Annotated in this window: 15 protein-coding genes; 9 read left to right on the top strand and 6 right to left on the bottom strand. The window is 44.3% G+C overall.

The annotated features are described in order from the left end of the window. Positions 1 to 26 precede the first annotated feature (26 nt). Genes ACEYW6_RS19600 through ACEYW6_RS19590 form a run of 3 tightly spaced genes read left to right on the top strand, consistent with a single transcriptional unit; the run spans position 27 to position 4,142 of the window. Positions 27 to 1,085 (top strand): glycosyltransferase family 2 protein, encoded by a 1,059-nt coding sequence (locus tag ACEYW6_RS19600; RefSeq protein WP_412981052.1) that lies wholly within the window; start codon positions 27 to 29, stop codon positions 1,083 to 1,085. After that, a complete protein-coding gene (locus ACEYW6_RS19595; protein ID WP_412981051.1) occupies positions 1,085 to 2,935 on the top strand; it encodes an ABC transporter ATP-binding protein in 1,851 nt (616 codons plus the stop codon). Before ACEYW6_RS19600 ends, ACEYW6_RS19595 begins: the two co-directional genes overlap by 1 nt. Next, on the top strand, positions 2,919 to 4,142 hold the full coding sequence (locus ACEYW6_RS19590; protein WP_412981050.1) for a histidine phosphatase family protein: 1,224 nt from the start codon (positions 2,919 to 2,921) through the stop codon (positions 4,140 to 4,142). Before ACEYW6_RS19595 ends, ACEYW6_RS19590 begins: the two co-directional genes overlap by 17 nt. A 4-nt stretch (positions 4,143 to 4,146) precedes the next feature. Here ACEYW6_RS19590 and ACEYW6_RS19585 read toward each other — a convergent pair whose 3' ends face one another. Beyond that, positions 4,147 to 4,431 carry a hypothetical protein gene (locus tag ACEYW6_RS19585; RefSeq protein WP_412981049.1) on the bottom strand — a complete coding sequence of 95 codons (285 nt, stop codon included), beginning with the start codon at positions 4,429 to 4,431 and terminating at the stop codon, positions 4,147 to 4,149. A gap of 99 nt (positions 4,432 to 4,530) precedes the next feature. Between ACEYW6_RS19585 and ACEYW6_RS19580 the strand changes: the two genes are divergently transcribed. After that, entirely contained in the window at positions 4,531 to 5,520 is a 990-nt protein-coding gene (locus ACEYW6_RS19580; protein WP_412981048.1) for an NAD-dependent epimerase, read from the top strand. 19 nt (positions 5,521 to 5,539) lie between these two features. Then, on the top strand, positions 5,540 to 7,123 hold the full coding sequence (locus ACEYW6_RS19575; RefSeq protein WP_412981047.1) for an iron uptake porin: 1,584 nt from the start codon (positions 5,540 to 5,542) through the stop codon (positions 7,121 to 7,123). Positions 7,124 to 7,210: 87 nt separating this feature from the next. Here ACEYW6_RS19575 and ACEYW6_RS19570 read toward each other — a convergent pair whose 3' ends face one another. Both ACEYW6_RS19570 and ACEYW6_RS19565 read right to left on the bottom strand, forming a co-directional pair. After that, positions 7,211 to 8,413: a peptidase gene (locus tag ACEYW6_RS19570; protein WP_412981046.1), complete on the bottom strand. Its 1,203-nt coding sequence runs from the start codon at positions 8,411 to 8,413 to the stop codon at positions 7,211 to 7,213. A 52-nt stretch (positions 8,414 to 8,465) separates the two neighbouring features. Next, complete coding sequence (locus ACEYW6_RS19565; protein ID WP_412981045.1) at positions 8,466 to 8,714, bottom strand: hypothetical protein; 249 nt, start codon at positions 8,712 to 8,714, stop codon at positions 8,466 to 8,468. Positions 8,715 to 8,913: 199 nt separating this feature from the next. On the opposite strand from ACEYW6_RS19565, the gene ACEYW6_RS19560 reads away from it, so the two are divergent. Together ACEYW6_RS19560 and ACEYW6_RS19555 are read left to right on the top strand one after the other, a co-directional pair. After that, the gene (locus ACEYW6_RS19560; RefSeq protein WP_412981044.1) at positions 8,914 to 10,986 is read left to right on the top strand and encodes a protein kinase domain-containing protein; all 2,073 of its coding nucleotides are present in this window, start codon (positions 8,914 to 8,916) and stop codon (positions 10,984 to 10,986) included. A 377-nt stretch (positions 10,987 to 11,363) separates the two neighbouring features. Further along, positions 11,364 to 11,663 carry a WGxxGxxG family protein gene (locus ACEYW6_RS19555; protein ID WP_190894106.1) on the top strand — a complete coding sequence of 100 codons (300 nt, stop codon included), beginning with the start codon at positions 11,364 to 11,366 and terminating at the stop codon, positions 11,661 to 11,663. Between the two features lie 110 nt (positions 11,664 to 11,773). Here the strand turns inward: ACEYW6_RS19555 and ACEYW6_RS19550 are convergent, their stop codons facing one another. Further along, a complete protein-coding gene (locus tag ACEYW6_RS19550; protein WP_412981043.1) occupies positions 11,774 to 12,397 on the bottom strand; it encodes a 4Fe-4S single cluster domain-containing protein in 624 nt (207 codons plus the stop codon). A gap of 193 nt (positions 12,398 to 12,590) precedes the next feature. On the opposite strand from ACEYW6_RS19550, the gene ACEYW6_RS19545 reads away from it, so the two are divergent. Next, on the top strand, positions 12,591 to 13,784 hold the full coding sequence (locus ACEYW6_RS19545) for an NAD(P)/FAD-dependent oxidoreductase (protein ID WP_412981042.1): 1,194 nt from the start codon (positions 12,591 to 12,593) through the stop codon (positions 13,782 to 13,784). Between the two features lie 148 nt (positions 13,785 to 13,932). Continuing rightward, the gene (locus ACEYW6_RS19540) at positions 13,933 to 14,580 is read left to right on the top strand and encodes an HAD-IA family hydrolase (RefSeq protein WP_412981041.1); all 648 of its coding nucleotides are present in this window, start codon (positions 13,933 to 13,935) and stop codon (positions 14,578 to 14,580) included. A 385-nt stretch (positions 14,581 to 14,965) separates the two neighbouring features. Here the strand turns inward: ACEYW6_RS19540 and ACEYW6_RS19535 are convergent, their stop codons facing one another. Together ACEYW6_RS19535 and ACEYW6_RS19530 are read right to left on the bottom strand one after the other, a co-directional pair. Beyond that, positions 14,966 to 15,604, bottom strand: coding sequence for a globin domain-containing protein (locus ACEYW6_RS19535; protein ID WP_412981040.1), 639 nt, complete (start codon positions 15,602 to 15,604; stop codon positions 14,966 to 14,968). Further along, complete coding sequence (locus tag ACEYW6_RS19530) at positions 15,597 to 16,646, bottom strand: glutaminase (protein WP_412981039.1); 1,050 nt, start codon at positions 16,644 to 16,646, stop codon at positions 15,597 to 15,599. The genes ACEYW6_RS19535 and ACEYW6_RS19530 overlap by 8 nt, the downstream gene beginning before the upstream one ends. Between the last annotated feature and the right edge of the window lie 411 nt (positions 16,647 to 17,057).

Here is a 17,057-nt window from a genome sequence, read left to right as displayed (position 1 = left end):
GTTCGTTTTCTTATAACTTTGAAACCATGAACAAACCACAAATCACCATAATTGTTTCGCAGCGTGAGCGATTCAGTTACACCCGCGAATCGTTAGAAAGCATTTACGAACACACTCAACTACCTTTCTCCCTAGTTTATGTAGATGGCGGTTCACCTCAGCATATCCAGCGCTACCTCGAAGAACAAGCCCAAGAAAAAGGATTCCAATTAATTCGTACAGAACACTACCTATCACCCAACCAAGCCCGTAACCTGGGTTTACAACAAGTTAATAGCGAGTATTTAGTATTTATTGACAATGATGTAATTGTTAGTCCAGGTTGGCTCAACTCCTTACTCGAATGTGCCAAAGAAACAAACGCGACTGTAGTCTGTCCCCTTACTTGCATTGGTAAGCCTTTAGGGGAAACAGTACATTTGGCGGGTGGTGAAGCTCATATTGTTGTGGAGATACAGGAAACTGCAATCAAGCGACGGGTGCATGAAAAACACTACTTTGTAAATCGGAAAGTTGCTGAGGTGCAGGATCAACTTCATCGTCAGCAATGCGAGTTTGCCGAGTTTCACTGTATGTTAGTTCGCACTGAGATTTTTGGGCGAATTGGGCTGTTAGATGAGAAATTCCTGAGTACGCGGGAACACATCGATTTTTGTCTAAAAGTGGCTGAGGCAGGAGGTACATTTTACTGTGAACCAGCCTCGGTAGTTACCTATGTACCAGGGCTAAAGTTTGAATTGTCAGAATTGACGTTCTTTATGCTGCGCTGGAGTGATGCTTGGGAAATTGCCAGTTTAAAACACTTCTCCGAAAAGTGGGATTTAACGACTAATGACAAGTATTTTAAGAAACGCTACAAGCGGATGGGGCATCGTCGCCATCAGGGATTTTTAAAGCCGTTGCTAAGTCGTCTCACCTTTGGGAAAAATCCCCTGTGGCTGGAGAAAATAGCGATCGCTCTCGAAAGAAAATTAAATTACTACATTAGCGATCGCTATACTCAAAGTCATCCCACAGTCAACACAACCAAACCCGTCCCCAAGTTAGTCTCTCTCGTTCATTCCCTGGAGGGAGATAAGTCGTAATGGCGGCTAGAGATCCCAAAAGTCTGAGGGCTGCTTTACCAGGAATTGTGCGGATTTTGCAGCGGTTTTCGCCCCAGTTGAGCAAACAAAAGGCGCTGCTGATTGTCTCTTTTGTGGCACTGATGGCTGAGATTTTCTTGCACCTGCTGGAACCCTGGCCGCTAAAGTTTATTTTTGATTACATTCTTGTACCTGGTTTTCGATCTCAGTCTTTAGGAATTCCCCTACTTTCAGGACTGGGCCCATTTGCCCTATTAACAGGCTTGACGTTGGGGTTAGTAGCGATCGCTTTACTTCGGGCTACTGCTGCTTACTTTAGTGTGGTGGGCATGGCACTGGCAGCTAGTAATGTGTTGACTGAAATTCGTTCTGACCTTTACAGTCATCTCCAAAGTCTCTCTTTATCATTTCACCACAAAGCCAAAACCGGCGATTTAATTACCCGCGTTACCTCCGATATTGAACGACTGCGAGAGGTGACGGTGATGGCAGTATTACCCCTAATTGCCCATTCCCTCACCTTAGTCGGGATGATTTTTGTCATGTTCTGGCTGCATTGGGAACTAGCGCTAATTGCTGTCGCCGTGTTTCCCTTATTTATTTTCTTCACCATGCGCTTGACAAAACGCATTCGGCAAGTAGTGCGATCGCAACGTCAACGCGAAGGGGCAATGGCTGCAACGGCGGCGGAATCCATCGGGGCAATCAAGGTTGTTCAAGCCCTCTCTCTGCAAAATATGCTGGAGAGGACTTTTTCGGGTCATAATCGCCAAAGTTTAAAAGAAAGTGCCAAGGCGCAAAAACTCGCAGCCGGTTTAGAACGGATGGTAGAACTGCTGGTAGGCATTGCTACTGCCTTGGTGTTATGGCGGGGTGTGCAGCTGGTATTGAGACAGGCGATCACACCTGGGGATTTGCTTGTATTTGTCAACTATCTCAGGATTGCTTTTAAGCCGATGCGGCAACTTGCCAAATATACCGGGCAAATCGCTAAAGCTACCGCTTCCGGTGAGCGTATCCTCGATGTGCTGGACACCGTACCTGAAATCAGCGATTCACGGGGAGCAATGGATGCACCGCCTTTACTGGGAGGTGTACGGTTTGAAAATGTCACCTTTGCCTACGAACCAGCAAAGAGAATTTTGCAAAATATCAGCTTTGAGGTGCAACCTGGTCAACACGTTGCTTTGGTGGGGCCATCTGGTGGCGGTAAATCCACCTTAGTAAGTTTGTTGTTACGACTTTATAACCCATTGGAAGGGCGGATTTTAGTTGATGGTCATGACTTGCGTGAGTACAAGGTGCAATCTATCCGCCAGCAAATTAGCGTGGTGTTACAAGATACAATTCTATTTGCTGCCAGCGTCAAAGATAATATTGCCTACGGCTGTTTGGGGGCTTCTGACCAAGCAATTGAACAAGCTGCGCGTCTGGCAAATGCCCACGATTTTATCATGGCGCTACCTGAAGGCTACGAGACTATTTTGGGGGAGAGAGGGGCGACACTTTCGGGAGGACAAAGGCAGAGAATTTCTATTGCTCGTGCTGCTATTCGTCAAGCTGCGATTGCAATTTTAGATGAGCCTACCACTGGCTTAGACAACGAAAACGAACACGCCGTCAACGAAGCACTCGATCGCTTAACTCAAAAATGCACCACTTTTGTAGTTTCTCATAATCTTAGAGCCGTTGAACAAGCCGATTTTATTCTCTACATCGAAGACGGACAGATTTTAGAGCAAGGTACGCACAAAGAATTGCTGCGTTTAGGTGGACGCTACAGCGCAATGTATGCCTTGAAATCTGCGGTAAATTCCCACGAGGATGATGTGTATGCAGTTGAAGCTTGATGAGAAGGGAGTAGGAAATGAGGAAGACAAGAAAAATCCCCAATCCAAAATTGACTCAACCCGTGTAATTTTAGTGCGTCATGGTCAGAGTACCTACAATGCCCAAAAGCGCTATCAAGGAAGTTGCGATGATTCAGTGTTAACTGAGAAGGGGCGCAGCGATGCTTACCAAACTGGGGTTGCTCTCAAAGGAATAGAATTAGATGCAATTTATATCAGTCCTCTCCGACGAGTCAAGGAAACTACATTTGAAATTCTAGAAGGGATGGAAGTAGAGGAGCAGAAGAGAATATTTACATCTTCCTATCTCAAAGAAATCGATATGCCCACATGGCAGGGACTGACATACAAATACGTACAAGAAAACTTTGCGGCAGATTATCGCTGCTGGAAGGAGCGACCCCATGAGTTTCAGATGGCAGAACCGCAGCCAGAAAAGCATTTAAAAACAACAGGTGTAGCGGTTGCGACATGTGTACAGCAATGCTATCCCGTACTAGATTTGTACGATCGCACCCATGAATTCTGGCAAGAAATTCTGCCGCGTCATGTTGGCAAGACTATTCTAATTGTCAGCCACAGTGGCACAATTCGGGCATTAATCAGTACTGCGATCGCCATGAAATGTGAAAAATATCATGTCCTCCAGCAATCAAACTGTGGCATCAGCATTCTGAATTTTCCTACACCCGGTGAACAGCAAGGGCAACTGGAGGCAATGAATATTACTACCCATCTAAGTGAAGTCATCCCCAAGCTGAAGAACGGTAAACAAGGTCTGCGTCTACTTGTAGTACCAGCCACAGGCACAGCGCCACATTTAATTCATCAGCTAGCTGAACGCTTTCAGACAATACCAATAGATTTTAGTCTCAGCAGTGATTTGGATAGTTCCCAACAAAACGCCGAGCAACTGCTTAAATATCATCCAAAAACCGTGCAATTTCAAGTACTGCGGCAAGATTTTCTCGCCATCTGGCAGCAAAACCTTTTATCTAAACGCGCCGTAGTGCCATCAAATGACATAGATTTAACCCGTCCCACAACTGGATTAGTAGTTGCTTCTCCCTCCGTCATCGAAAATATGCTGGTTCATATCTTGGACACTTCACCACAGTGTTTGCAAGTGATTCCCGACACTCTGAGCGTTGTTTATTATCCTCTAAAAAGCTCTTTCCCTGTGTTGCAAGCCATGAATATTACTTAATTTGTCATTTGTCATTGGTTAAAGGCTCAATTTCCGAGTTCAGAGGCTCAATGTTCAAGCTAAAAGGCTCAACGTTCCAGCTAAAAGGCTCAACGTTCAAGCTAAAAGGCTCAACTTTCCAGCTAAAAGGCTCAACTTTCAAGCTAAAAGGCTCAACGTTCAAGCTAAAAGGCTCAACGTTCAAGCTAAAAGGCTCAACGTTCAGGCTAAAAGGCTCAACGTTCAGGCTAAAAGGCTCGACGTTCAAGCTAAAAGGCTCAACGTTCAAGCTAAAAGGCTCAACGTTCAAGTTCTGAACTCGAAATTTTCAAAATTTTAAAAGAACAAGTCAAGTTTTTGACCAATGACAAATGACAAATGACCAATGACCAATGACTAATGACAAACCATGAAAATACTAATTACTGGAGTTGCTGGTTTTATTGGCTTTCATTTAGCACAGCGTCTCCTAACAGAAGGGATACAAGTTTACGGCATCGATAACTTTAATAACTACTACGATGTCAGCTTGAAAAAAGCCCGCTTGAATCAACTTTATCCCGAAACTGGATTCACCTTTCAATTTTTGGACTTGAGCGATCGCCTTTCTACTGCCGAACTATTTCAAGATTATACCTTTGATTGCGTGGTTCACTTAGCAGCGCAAGCAGGAGTCCGCTATTCCTTGCATAACCCCTATGCCTACGTAGACAGCAATCTTTCAGGGTTTGTCAATATCCTGGAAGGTTGTCGCCATAGCCAGGTTAGTCATTTAGTGTTTGCCTCTTCCAGTTCTGTTTATGGCACAAATACTAAAGTTCCATTTGCTACTAGCGATAACGTTGACCATCCCATTTCACTCTACGCCGCTACCAAAAAGTCAAACGAGTTGATGGCTCATGTGTACAGCCATTTGTACAACTTGCCAACTACAGGATTACGCTTTTTTACAGTGTACGGCCCTTGGGGACGACCGGATATGGCATATTTTAAGTTTGTGCAAGCGATCGCTAATAATCAGCCAATTGACGTTTACAACTTTGGCAAAATGCAACGAGACTTCACCTACATTGATGACGTAATTGAAGGGCTGGTTCGAGTGATGCACAACCCACCCCAAGCTAATAATCAAAATAGCTCAATTACTAAAGCGCCCTACAAGCTCTACAATATCGGCAATAACAGCCCAGTAGAGTTAATGACGTTTATTGAAATCATCGAAAAACTCTTGGGTAAGCAAGCCAAAAAGAATTTACTACCCATGCAGCCCGGTGACGTTCTTTCTACCTATGCTGATGTAGATGAACTGATTCAAGATGTAGATTTTCAACCTGTAACTCAAATAGAGCAAGGCATCGAGCGCTTTGTGCAATGGTATCGAGACTATTACGATAACTAAAAAAAACATTCCCGGACGGATGAAAAAGCAATCTCGGTGGAAAAATGTCTGGAATGTTTGCCATCTCAGTTTGCTTGCTTTTACAACGACGTTTGTATTGACAAGTAAGGTTTTTGCTAACGAAGCTCCCCCTGCTGTTTTGACTAACAACACTGATTCTTTTGCCAAAATTAATGCTGTTTCTGAGTTAGCAGAAATTCAACCTACTGACTGGGCTTTTCAATCTCTCAAATTATTAATTGATCGCTACAGTCTGCTTGCTGGTTATTCTGACAGCACCTTCAACGGTAACCGAGCTATGACTCGCTATGAATTTGCTGCCATTCTGGCCACAACTATCAACCGCATCGACAAACTGAAAAGTGCAGAAACAGCTAACGGAATCAGCCAGGAAGACTTGGAAGATTTGAAGCGCTTGAAAGCTGAATTTGGCAAAGAACTAGAGGTTATCCAAGGGCGATTAGACAATTTGGAAAACCGCATAGAGTCTACAATACAACCATTTTCTATCACTACTAAACTCAAAGGAGAAGTTCTTTTTGCCGTTTCTGGGGTTAGCAGTGGGGAAAAAGTTGATGGTAGCGGCGATAGCACAGACAGTAATCTTACCTTGAGTAGTCGAGCACGCCTGACTTTCGATACAAGCTTCACCGGAAAGGACAACCTCAGAATTCGCCTACAAGCTAGTAATCTCCCTAGAATAGATGATGCGACGGGAACTGATATGGCTCGTTTAGCCTTTCAGAGCAATAGCAATAACGAATTTGAATTGAGTGTCCTAGAATATCGCCTTCCCATAGGAGAGCAAGCTACTGTTTATTTTGAGGCGGAAGGCGGTGACCTTGATGATTTTGTTGATCCGCTGAATCCCTTTTTGAGTAGCAGTAGTCGTGGTGCTATTTCTCGTTTTGCACAGCGTAACCCAATTTATCGCCAAGGAGGGGGTGCTGGAGTGGGGTTAGTTTATGATTTTAGTGACTCAATCAGCTTAAGTTTGGGGTATCTGGCTGACGATGTTAACGATCCGGAAGTTGGATTTGGTGAGGCGGAATATGGAGCGATCGCTCAACTGACTCTTGAACCCAGCGATTCCTTCAAAGTTGGCTTGAGCTACATCCACTCATACAACAGCCTCAATACAGGAACTGGTAGCAGTCGCGCCAACGATCCTTTTGATGATGAGAGTGATGCTATTGTTGCACACTCCTTCGGATTACAATCAGCGATCGCACTTAACAATAACTTGAATGTCTCTGGTTGGGTTGGCTTTACCCGTGCAACAGCGATGGATCTACCAAACAACCCAACGGCAAATATTTTTAACTGGGCAGTAACTTTGGCTTTGATTGATTTGGGCAGAGAAAACAGCATTGGAGGAATTGCGATCGGTCAACCACCCAAAGTTATTAACAATGACTTGGAAGTTGCAAATCAAGAATACGAAGATCAAGACACCTCTCTCCATTTAGAAGCCTTCTACCGTTTCCAAGTCGATGACAATATTACCATCACTCCAGGACTAGTAATGATTACTAATCCAGAACACGACGGCAACAACAGCACAAGCTATATCGGCACAATTCGGACAACTTTCAGGTTTTGAACCAATCCCAGAATTTCACGAAATTCCCGTTACCAACGTATTTGTAGCAGGAGTTTCGTGAAATGGTATTAAGCGAATTAAATTAACTTAGAAAATAGTCAATCTGTATTTACCGAGTTCCTTTGGATTCTTGGAAGTAACAACTATATAGTAAGTATCATCTTCAGGCAACCTAGCTCGGTCAATTAAAGCACTGTACACACCATTGTTGTCTTTGTCTTTATCTATAGCAATGCTCTGTCCTTGAGAATTTAGCAAAGCTACATAAGGAGAAAACTCTTCATCAACACTATCTACCCGAATACTTACAAGCTGATTTTTTTTACCTTGAAAATTGGAAATATTGTAAGCACCGCCATTTTGTTTTAGGGTTGAGCTATTGGCACTTAGTTGACCTGATTCATCTAAGGTATAGCTAGCCCTGTCATTTCTCAGAGCCAAACTATAGCGGCCTATCTCTCCAGGTTCTTGGCTAGTAACTGCAATCTTGTAAGTGCCCTTTGCAGGTAGTCGCGCAAAAATGAATGCATCATCGCCACCACTGCTTTTATCCAAAGTGCCTTTTTTCACAATGATATTATTATCAGGATCGTGCAGAAATAACAAAGGATTTAAACTCAAGTTATTCGATCTGCGTGTATCATTACTGCCAATCAGCCTAATTTGGACTAGTTGATTTTCTCTGCCCTCAAACTCATAGAAATGAAAGTATCTACCTTGAGATTGAAAGTCACTCTTACTCAGAATTCCCAATGCGACATCTGCAAAGTTAATCTCCTTGTAAGTAGGTGTCACGGGTTGAGAAACTGCTGGACGGTTAGCACTGGTCTGGCGACGTGTCCCTGGGTTGGCACTGGACTGGCGACGTGTCTCTTGGTTGGTGCTGGCTTGGCGACGTGTCCCTGGGTTGGCACTGGACTGGCGACGTGTCTCTGGGTTGGCACTGGCCTGGCGACGTGTCCCTCGGTTAGTATTGGAACTATTAGATGTTGGCTGGGGATTTTCTGACTTAGACGGTACACTACGAGCCTGCTGTATTGGTGACTCAACAGATGGCTTGCGTCTTGGAGATACTGACGCTTGAGAAACGGGAATTTGCTCAATTGCTTTCTTTACTGCTTCTGGTTGTCTCTCATCTGGTGATTTGGCAATTATGAAGTCTTTAGAATTTTGAGGTCTTCCCAAAGCACTTATAGGCAGCACATTACCTGTGATCAACAAACTACTACTTAAGCAACAAATTAAAATACGATTTAATTTGCGACGATAGCTGTTGTTTTCTAGTAGCATAATTACGCTCCTAATTTTGCTGATGATTTTCTATTTAACAGGTAGACAAATTTTAAATCGAAAAATTTAAGTCCCAATCTAAAGTATTAGTACACTGTGGCAAAAGGCGATTTTGCCCCAAGCATTGTTTGAGATGGTAGCTGGATTTTTGCCAAGCTGTACTAGAGTGAATGTCAATGTTGTAGGTATATACTGAGCTACAAGCAGAAATTGCTGTTTTTCGGATTTTTGCTGTGATATTTTTGCCAAACTGAGCTAGATGCTGCCGGACTAGTAAATTGAGAATGCCTACATAATGCATAAGTTTAATTGGTGCCAATCAATTCTTCAAAAGGCATCGCTCAAGCACAACTTGTTTCAAGTTATCTAAAATTGTTCAATACCTTATGAGGTAAGGAAATTGGGGATTTGTATGGTGTCTCAGTGATATTTACTAACAAGAGAGATTATACTGCATGACTTAAAATGAATATATACTCCAATTGAAATGGATTCCCAGTATGCTCTGTTGTGTGAATCCCGATTGCCAAAAACCCCTAAATCCTGATAAAAACAACTATTGCCACAGTTGTAGATCAGAATTGATACCCCTGCTGGGAGGTCGCTATCGTCCTACTCAGGTGTTGTCAGATGAGGGCGGATTTGGTAGAACTTATTTGGCAGAAGATGTACACAAACTGAATGAATGCTGTGTTGTTAAGCAATTTGCCCCAAAACTTCAGGGAACTGGGCCACTAAACAAGGCCATTGAGCTATTTAAACAAGAAGCAAGCCGACTGCAAGAACTCGCAGAACATCCGCAAATTCCCACTTTATTGGCTTATTTTGAGCAAAATAGCTATCTGTTTTTGGTACAGCAGTTTATCAATGGCCATAACTTGCTTAAAGAATGGGAGACGCGGGGAAGCTATAACGAAAGAGAGATTCGCGGACTTTTGTTAGATTTACTGCCCGTGCTGAAGTTTATTCATGTACAGGGAGTGATTCATCGGGATATCAAACCACAAAATATTATTCGCCGTCAAAAAGACGGGCGATTAGTGCTAATTGATTTTGGAGCCTCAAAGCAACTGACGGCAACGGTACAGACTAAAATGGGCACTGTTATTGGCTCACACGGTTACACTGCACTTGAACAGATGCAAGATGGAAAAGCTTACCCAGGCAGTGATTTATTCAGTTTGGGGGCGACTTGTTTTCATCTACTGACTGGGGTTCGCCCATCTCAACTGTGGATACAGCAGGGCTATAGTTGGGTGGCATCTTGGCGACAATATTTGATCAGTCCAGGTAGAGACGAAGTTTCTGTGTCTATAGAGTTGGGTGAAGTTTTGGATAAGCTGTTGCAACTAGACATCCAAAAGCGTTACCAATCGGCTGATGAAGTCATGGCTGACTTGACACCTGGGCTATCACCATTGGCACCAGTGCCACCAACTGTACTTGCACCCACATTTACAACTACTTCAGTAAACACCGGGCCCGTTTCACCAAAACCCAATAACAAGCGGAGAATTCAACTCCTGTTAGGTAGTAGCATTTTGGTGTTCGGATTAGGGGGAACTTGGTATTTCCAAACTCGCTCTCATACAATGAGCGAGTTTTCTCAGCCGATTTCTCAGCCGATTTCTCAGCCGATTCAGCCCCAAAAAAGCGTCTCAGAAAATTCTTTTGTGCCCAAACCCCTGAAGGGGCATTCCAGCGATGTGAATTCCGTAGCTTTCAGTCCTGATGGCATAACCCTTAGTAGTGCCAGTGATGATAAGACAATCAAGCTATGGAATCTCGCAAGTGGAGAGGAAATCCACACCTTAGAAGGACATTCCACTTGGATTTGGGCTGTAGCCTTCAGTCCAGATAGCAAAACCCTTGCCAGTGGTAGTGCGGACAAGACTATCAAACTGTGGAATGTGGAGACAGGAAAGTTAATCCGCACCTTAGAGGGACATAGTGACGGAATTACTTCAGTAGCTTTCAGTCCTGATGGCAAAACTCTTGCCAGTGGCAGTGCTAGTAAGGACATGAAAATCAAACTGTGGAATCTAGAGACAGGAAAGTTAATCCGCACCCTAGAGGGACATATCAATGGTGTTCCATCTGTGGCTTTTAGTCCTAATGGCAAAACCCTTGCCAGTGGTAGCTGGGATAAGACAATTAAATTGTGGAATCTAGAGACAGGAAAGGAAATCCGCAGCTTGGAGGGAAATAGTGAGTCGATTCTTTCGGTTGCTTTTGCTCCCGATGGTGTCACCCTTGCCAGTGGTAGTAAAGACAAAACAATCAAATTGTGGAATCTGGAGAAAGGAAACTTAATCCGCACCTTGAAGGGACATCAAGAGAAGGTTAATTCCGTAGCTTTTTTGCCTAGCCTAAGTCCAAATGGTGTCACCCTTGTCAGTGGCAGCAATGACAAGACAATTAAATTGTGGAATCCTTTAACAGGAAAGGAAATCCGCACTTTAGAGACGGGTTCTGGATATATTTATGCGATCGCCATCAGCCCAGATGGACAAACTATTGCCGGTGGTGGGAGTGGTGAGAACATTCTCAAGATTTGGCAGACGATTTACTGAAAAGTACAGAAATTTTTGTAGCAATAATTCATTTATGCAATATTTTAATTATTAAGCGCACCCCTGATTAAAATCACTGTATTTTCTCAACCAGAAGCGATCGCTGCGGCAATATTACCTTCAATTATCGGCATTTTTCATATCTGAGCACGTAATTTCCTCTTCTGGAATCGAGCTAGTTTTAATGCGATCGCTAACTTTACTATTGCTTAATTTGCCATGCATAATAGTTTATTGTCTACCAAAATGCTTATTTACTTGATCGCAAATGCAACTTTAAGCGGATTTATATTTGCAGCTAAAGATTGATGCTGTCGCTGTCAGAACTTAATAAGCTTTAACTATTACTGACAGCAAATTAATTGAGGAATGTGATCGTGAAACGCTTTAATGTCTCCAAAATTTTAGGAAGTACTGTCCTAGCTTTAAGTTTGGCTACCTTGCCCACAGTTTTGCCCGCTTCTGCTCAAACAACAACTGCTCCTGATGGTACTGTCACAGATACCACTACAGACCGCACTGCTACCGACGGAGATTACCAAGATGGCGATTGGGGTTTGCTGGGCTTGCTCGGTTTATTTGGTTTGTTTGGTCGCAAGAGCCGCAGAGCCAATGATACTGTAGGTTATAGTGACCCTAATGTGGTAAGCTCGCCTGGCTCCCGTTCTAACTATTAATAACGAGTTGCGTTGTGTTTTAGCGTAAATCCTAAAGATAATTACGGGGAAAGCCTGCCGATGCAGGCTTTGTTTGTGTATTTACAAATAATAGAACTGCCCCTTAGCCCCTACGTCAATTCCAGCCCACCTTGATAGCCAGTAACGATGCGGCTACCATCCTTGAGGACATGAACCTCAATCTGATCGCTAGCCCAAGTAATCTGGTCTTGGAAAGCCGGGTTTAATACCCGAACCCGTTGATTGCTAGAAGAAACCGGAGAGTTGGGAGAATTAATTGCCAGAGATTGGACAAAAGGCCCGTCAATCAGGATATCAAGTTGTTCTAACAAAACTTGGGAACCTGGCGGTGCGGATTGAGACTGTAGTTGCTTGAGGGTAAACCCAGTAAAAGACATTACATTTAATCCAGCAGCTTTTACCTTACGAGCTAAAGATGCCAGTTCAGTTGCTTGCCAAAAGGGTTCTCCACCAGAGAACGTTACACCCGTGTTGTGGGGATTGCTGAGAATATTCTCGGCAAGGGTATCAACAGCAATCAATTGGTTAGCCTCAAAAGACCAGGAGTTAGTATTAAAGCAGCCAGGACACTCACGAAGACAACCTTGTACCCAGATGACTGCACGACAACCAGGGCCATTAACTTCTGACTGATCAACGTAACCCATAATGTTGAGATAGCCAGGGGGAATTTCCATGAGTGCTAGCGATGGGTCAGTTGGCTTAATTTCCATCTCTTTAACTCCTTTTAGCCGTTGCCTGTTAACCGTTAACTATAGCGAATCTTCAGTTATATAACCGTGACTAATGACTAATGACTAATGACTAATCCCTGAAAAACTTTATGGGATTTTGAAAAGTCAGCTTTAACTTACTAGACTGAAGTTAGTTGCCCAGCTAGTATTGACCGTCCCATAGATAGAATCGATGACTCAACAAACTTCTAGAATTTGTATCCTTGGCGGAGGCTTTGGTGGTCTCTACACAGCCTTGCGCTTAAGCCAGTTACCTTGGGAATCTACGCAAAAACCCGAAATTGTTCTGGTAGATCAAAGCGATCGCTTCCTATTCTCTCCTTTACTTTACGAATTACTCACTGGCGAACTGCAAACCTGGGAAATCGCCCCACCGTTTGAAGAACTTTTACAAGGTACAGGGGTGCGTTTCTATCAAGGGGTTGTGTCTGGAATTGACATCGACCAGCGACAGGTAAATATACACGAAGGCCCAGAAATTCCTTACGATCGCTTAGTACTGGCGCTAGGAGGTGAGACACCGCTAGATTTAGTACCTGGTGCAACATCCTACGCCTATACATTCCGCACAATCTCTGATGCCTATCGTTTGGAAGAGCGCCTGCGATTTTTAGAAGAATCGGATGCTGATAAAATTCGGGTAGCAATTATTGGGGCTGGCTACAGTGGTGTAGAGTTAGCCTGTAAGTTAGCCGACAGACTAGGTGAAAGAGGACGCTTTCGGATCATTGAAATCGCTGACCAAATTTTGCGAACTTCCCCAGAGTTTAACCGGGAAGCAGCAAAGAAAGCAATAGAAGCCCGTGGCGTGTTTATTGATTTAGAAACCAAAGTCGAATCAATAGAGCAAAATACCATTTCCCTAGAGTACAAAAACCAGTTAGATACAATTCCCGTGGATTTGGTAATTTGGACTGTGGGAACTAGGGTTACGCCCGTAGTGAAATCTCTTCCCCTCAAGCAAAACCAGCGTGGTCAAATCAGCACTACATCCAATCTGCAAGTTCTCGATCATCCAGAAATTTTTGCCTTGGGAGATTTAGCAGACTGTCATGATGCTGAAGGACAGCAAGTCCCCGCCACCGCACAAGCCGCCTTCCAACAAGCTGATTATACTGCTTGGAATATCTGGGCAAGTCTGACTAATCGCCCCCTCCTTCCCTTCCACTACCAACAGTTAGGAGAAATGATGGCACTAGGCATAGACAACGCCACTCTCACTGGTTTGGGAATTAAACTAGATGGTCGCTTGGCATCCGTCGCTCGTCGGATTGCCTATTTATATAGGTTGCCAACTTTAGACCATCAACTCAAAGTTGGTTTTAATTGGTTAGTCCGTCCGATTATAGAAACACTTTCTCGGTAACTTCAGGTTGGGCATTGGTAAAAACCAAGGCATTTACGATGATTTGCTTTATTTTCGCCAACCTACTTTGCAGATGCTAGACTCTACCCACAGAAGCTCTTTAACAAGCCAAAATCTAACATTCAACATTCAAAATTTTTAAACTTTGATGGAACAACCGAAAGTTATTTTTTTAGATGCTGTGGGTACACTCTTCGATGTCAAAGGTAGTGTGGGCGAAGTTTATAGTCAGATAGCCCAAGAATTTGACGTTACAGTTTCAGCCGAAACATTGAATACAGCCTTCATCAAAAGTTTTAAAGCAGCGCCGCCGCCGATATTTCTAGATGCAGAACTGCAAGATATTCCCCAGCGCGAGTTTGATTGGTGGCGGATAATCGCTCTGAACACTTTTGAAGATGCGGGTGTTCTCAAGGAATTTTCTGACTTCTCGGCTTTTTTTAGCGAACTTTACATCCATTTTGGCACTGCCGAACCGTGGTTTGTCTATCCCGATGTTTTACCAGCTTTAATCAATTGGCGGCGGTTGGGGGTTACTTTGGGGGTACTGTCAAATTTTGATTCTCGGATTTACTCAGTATTGCAAAGTTTGGGATTGAGAGAGTTTTTTACCTCCGTCACCATTTCTACCCAGGTACGTGCAGCTAAACCCGATCCTCAAATTTTTGCCATTGCCTTAGACAAACATAAATGTTCCCCAGAGGCGGCGTGGCATATCGGCGATAGCATTGTAGAAGACTATTATGCAGCTAAAGCAGCTGGACTCAGAGGCGTTTGGATCAACCGTGGTAAATGAGGCGATAAAAATAGCGATCGCTATTTTTATCGCCCTTCAAATGGACACAACCCCTGCGGCGGGCTACGCCTAGGTCATTTTTCTACAATCTCAATTGAGGTTTTCCTGCACTTTCACCAACTTACAAATCGATGTGAGTAGTATAATCACATGCCTAGTTTTGTGATTCGTATTCTTCATAAATTCTTAGAGCAACTTCTAGGTATTGATCTAGTAAATGATGATCGGATATATCAGGTAATACTAATTTTATGCCACCACGCCAAACGCCTTAAAAGGTTATTGAATTGTCGCCCAAGTACCCCGAAATTTTTTGCTCTTCAGATTCGGCAACCATTAGCAGCAACTGCTAATGGTCAAGCAATAAGTAAGTATTTTTGGCTGATTACACCCCATCACGAGCTTGTTGATCGCCTTCAAGCATCACGCTCATGAGTATTGTATAAACTGATTTCCATGCTGCTTCGACTTTATCTGTCCAGCGCTGCGGTCCTAGCGTCTGCTCCAGCGCCCAAAGTAAGCTTGCTCCCACCGTCGAGTAGTGTTCGGGAAGGATGTTGTAAGAGACGTGCCGCCGTCCCAGTTCGCGCACCGTGTCGGTAATCTCGTCAAGAACATCAAGTTTAGACACTGCAACCTCAAGCATGTGCGTCAGCAGCGCGGACTGCTGCTCCATATCAGTGCGAATGAACAGTACTGCCGCCGATTCATCCGTCCACAGCAGGCGTGCATACATTTGCTTGGCTACCTGTTCCCGGTGGCGGCTAGCAAATTCCCATGAGTCGCGGACACAGAAAACCATCTCTTCCCGCGACAAATGCAATTTGTCAGTGTTAGTTTTGTTTACCATCTCGTCCGCACCGCTCACTTCAGGTTCTACCGGAGTCGAGAGATCAACACCGCGTGCAGCGAGAACTTCTTCAAGATTCATTTTGTCCCACCGAGCAACAAGAAACTCCGTTGTTTCCTCAGACAAATCAAAGCTGTGAGCGAGACGTTGCAGCAGTCGCGCCTGCTCACTCACCTTTGCACCTGTGCGGGACAGCAGCAGCAACGCGCCCACGCATCAGGTAGGCTAAGGCAAAATTGTTATCAGCAGTTGCTTTTTCCGAAAGCATGGTCTCTTCAGATAACCGCACTAAGGAGCCGCACATCCGCTCCCAAATGCTAGCGACATAATCAATGAGTTCCCTGGGTAAGACACCTTCAAATGCTGAAGCGAGTACCGAGCAGGTCATGATTGCGCCAGCGTTGACCATCGGATTGTAAGGTCGCTGATCTGGCAGTAGTTCGGGGTGGTTAAAGGGTCGTCCGCTTGGCTCCATGCCAATCCATTCATGAGTACGGACAGAGCCAATTTCCCTCAGTGCTAGACCGTAGGTGATTGGTTTAGAGGTACTTTGAATGGAAAAAAAATCATTGACGTGACCGCGTGCATATCGCTGTCCGTCTACCGAGCAAAAGGCAACTCCCCACCGCTCTGGATCAGCGTCACGCAGCACGGGAATGTAATCAGCATTAGCACCGGAGTGATTTGGCTCAACTAGCTCATAGAGGCTATCCAAGTCTCTACGAAATTCATCAAAATCGGGTACGGCTAGATCGCGACGGAGAATGCGACTGATCAGAAAAACATTCGATGCTACTAGTGCGAGAAAGCGAGACGGAGAGAGCCGTTCGTCAAGGTCGCCATTAACCAATCGGGTGCCGAGGTCGCCAAGACGTGGGTCATTGGGGCGAATTCCGACAGCTTCTATGGCTTGGCGAATTTGGCGGGGGGTGACAAATAGTGAGTCTGGCTGTCCGCCAACTGTATCAAATATCTCTTTGAGAATTGGGTCAACCCCCACCGCGCGACTGGTGATGCGATCGGCAATGCGCTCGAAACGCTCAAAGGAGAGTGGGTCACTGGGTGTCTTACAGTCGAAGTCTGTAAACGTGCAGGGAAGACCAAGCACGGTACGAACAATACGACCCGCACCTTCCCCGCTCAAAAAGCCGTCTCGTCCGTAAAGCTCATATCCACCTTGCCACTGCTTGCAAAGAATTTTCTCAGCATTTGTCATCTGCGATACTCGGTTAAGAAATTTGGAGTTTCAGGGATAAAATTACCACTTTTAACTAACTATTTCGCCCTAAGCCTCACTGAAATCGGTAATCAGAATTAATATTGGGTCATTTTTTGAACCTTTTGGTGATGATAAAAGGTTACGCGCTTTAAGGCAGAAGGCAGGAGGCACAGTTGGCAGAAGGGTTTTAAGATTTTGCCTGTCGTCGTAGGACTTGTGATAAAGACCCAGATCCAACCTGAAGACTTTTCTTATGATGTAGAGTTTCTGTAACCCTTGTACCACAGGACTTTTTGTAGTTTTCTTCTTTCTTCCTTCTGCCCTCTGCCCTCTGCCTTCTGCCTAAACCAGCCCACTATTGATCACCAAAAGCGATACTGCTGGCGAAATATTGCTTAACAAATAAGT

Origin of the sequence: Nostoc sp. UIC 10607 (assembly GCF_047228265.1) — a bacterium.
Classification (GTDB): Bacteria; Cyanobacteriota; Cyanobacteriia; order Cyanobacteriales; family Nostocaceae; genus Nostoc; species Nostoc foliaceum_A.
This window is presented reverse-complemented; position numbering and strand designations above follow the sequence as displayed.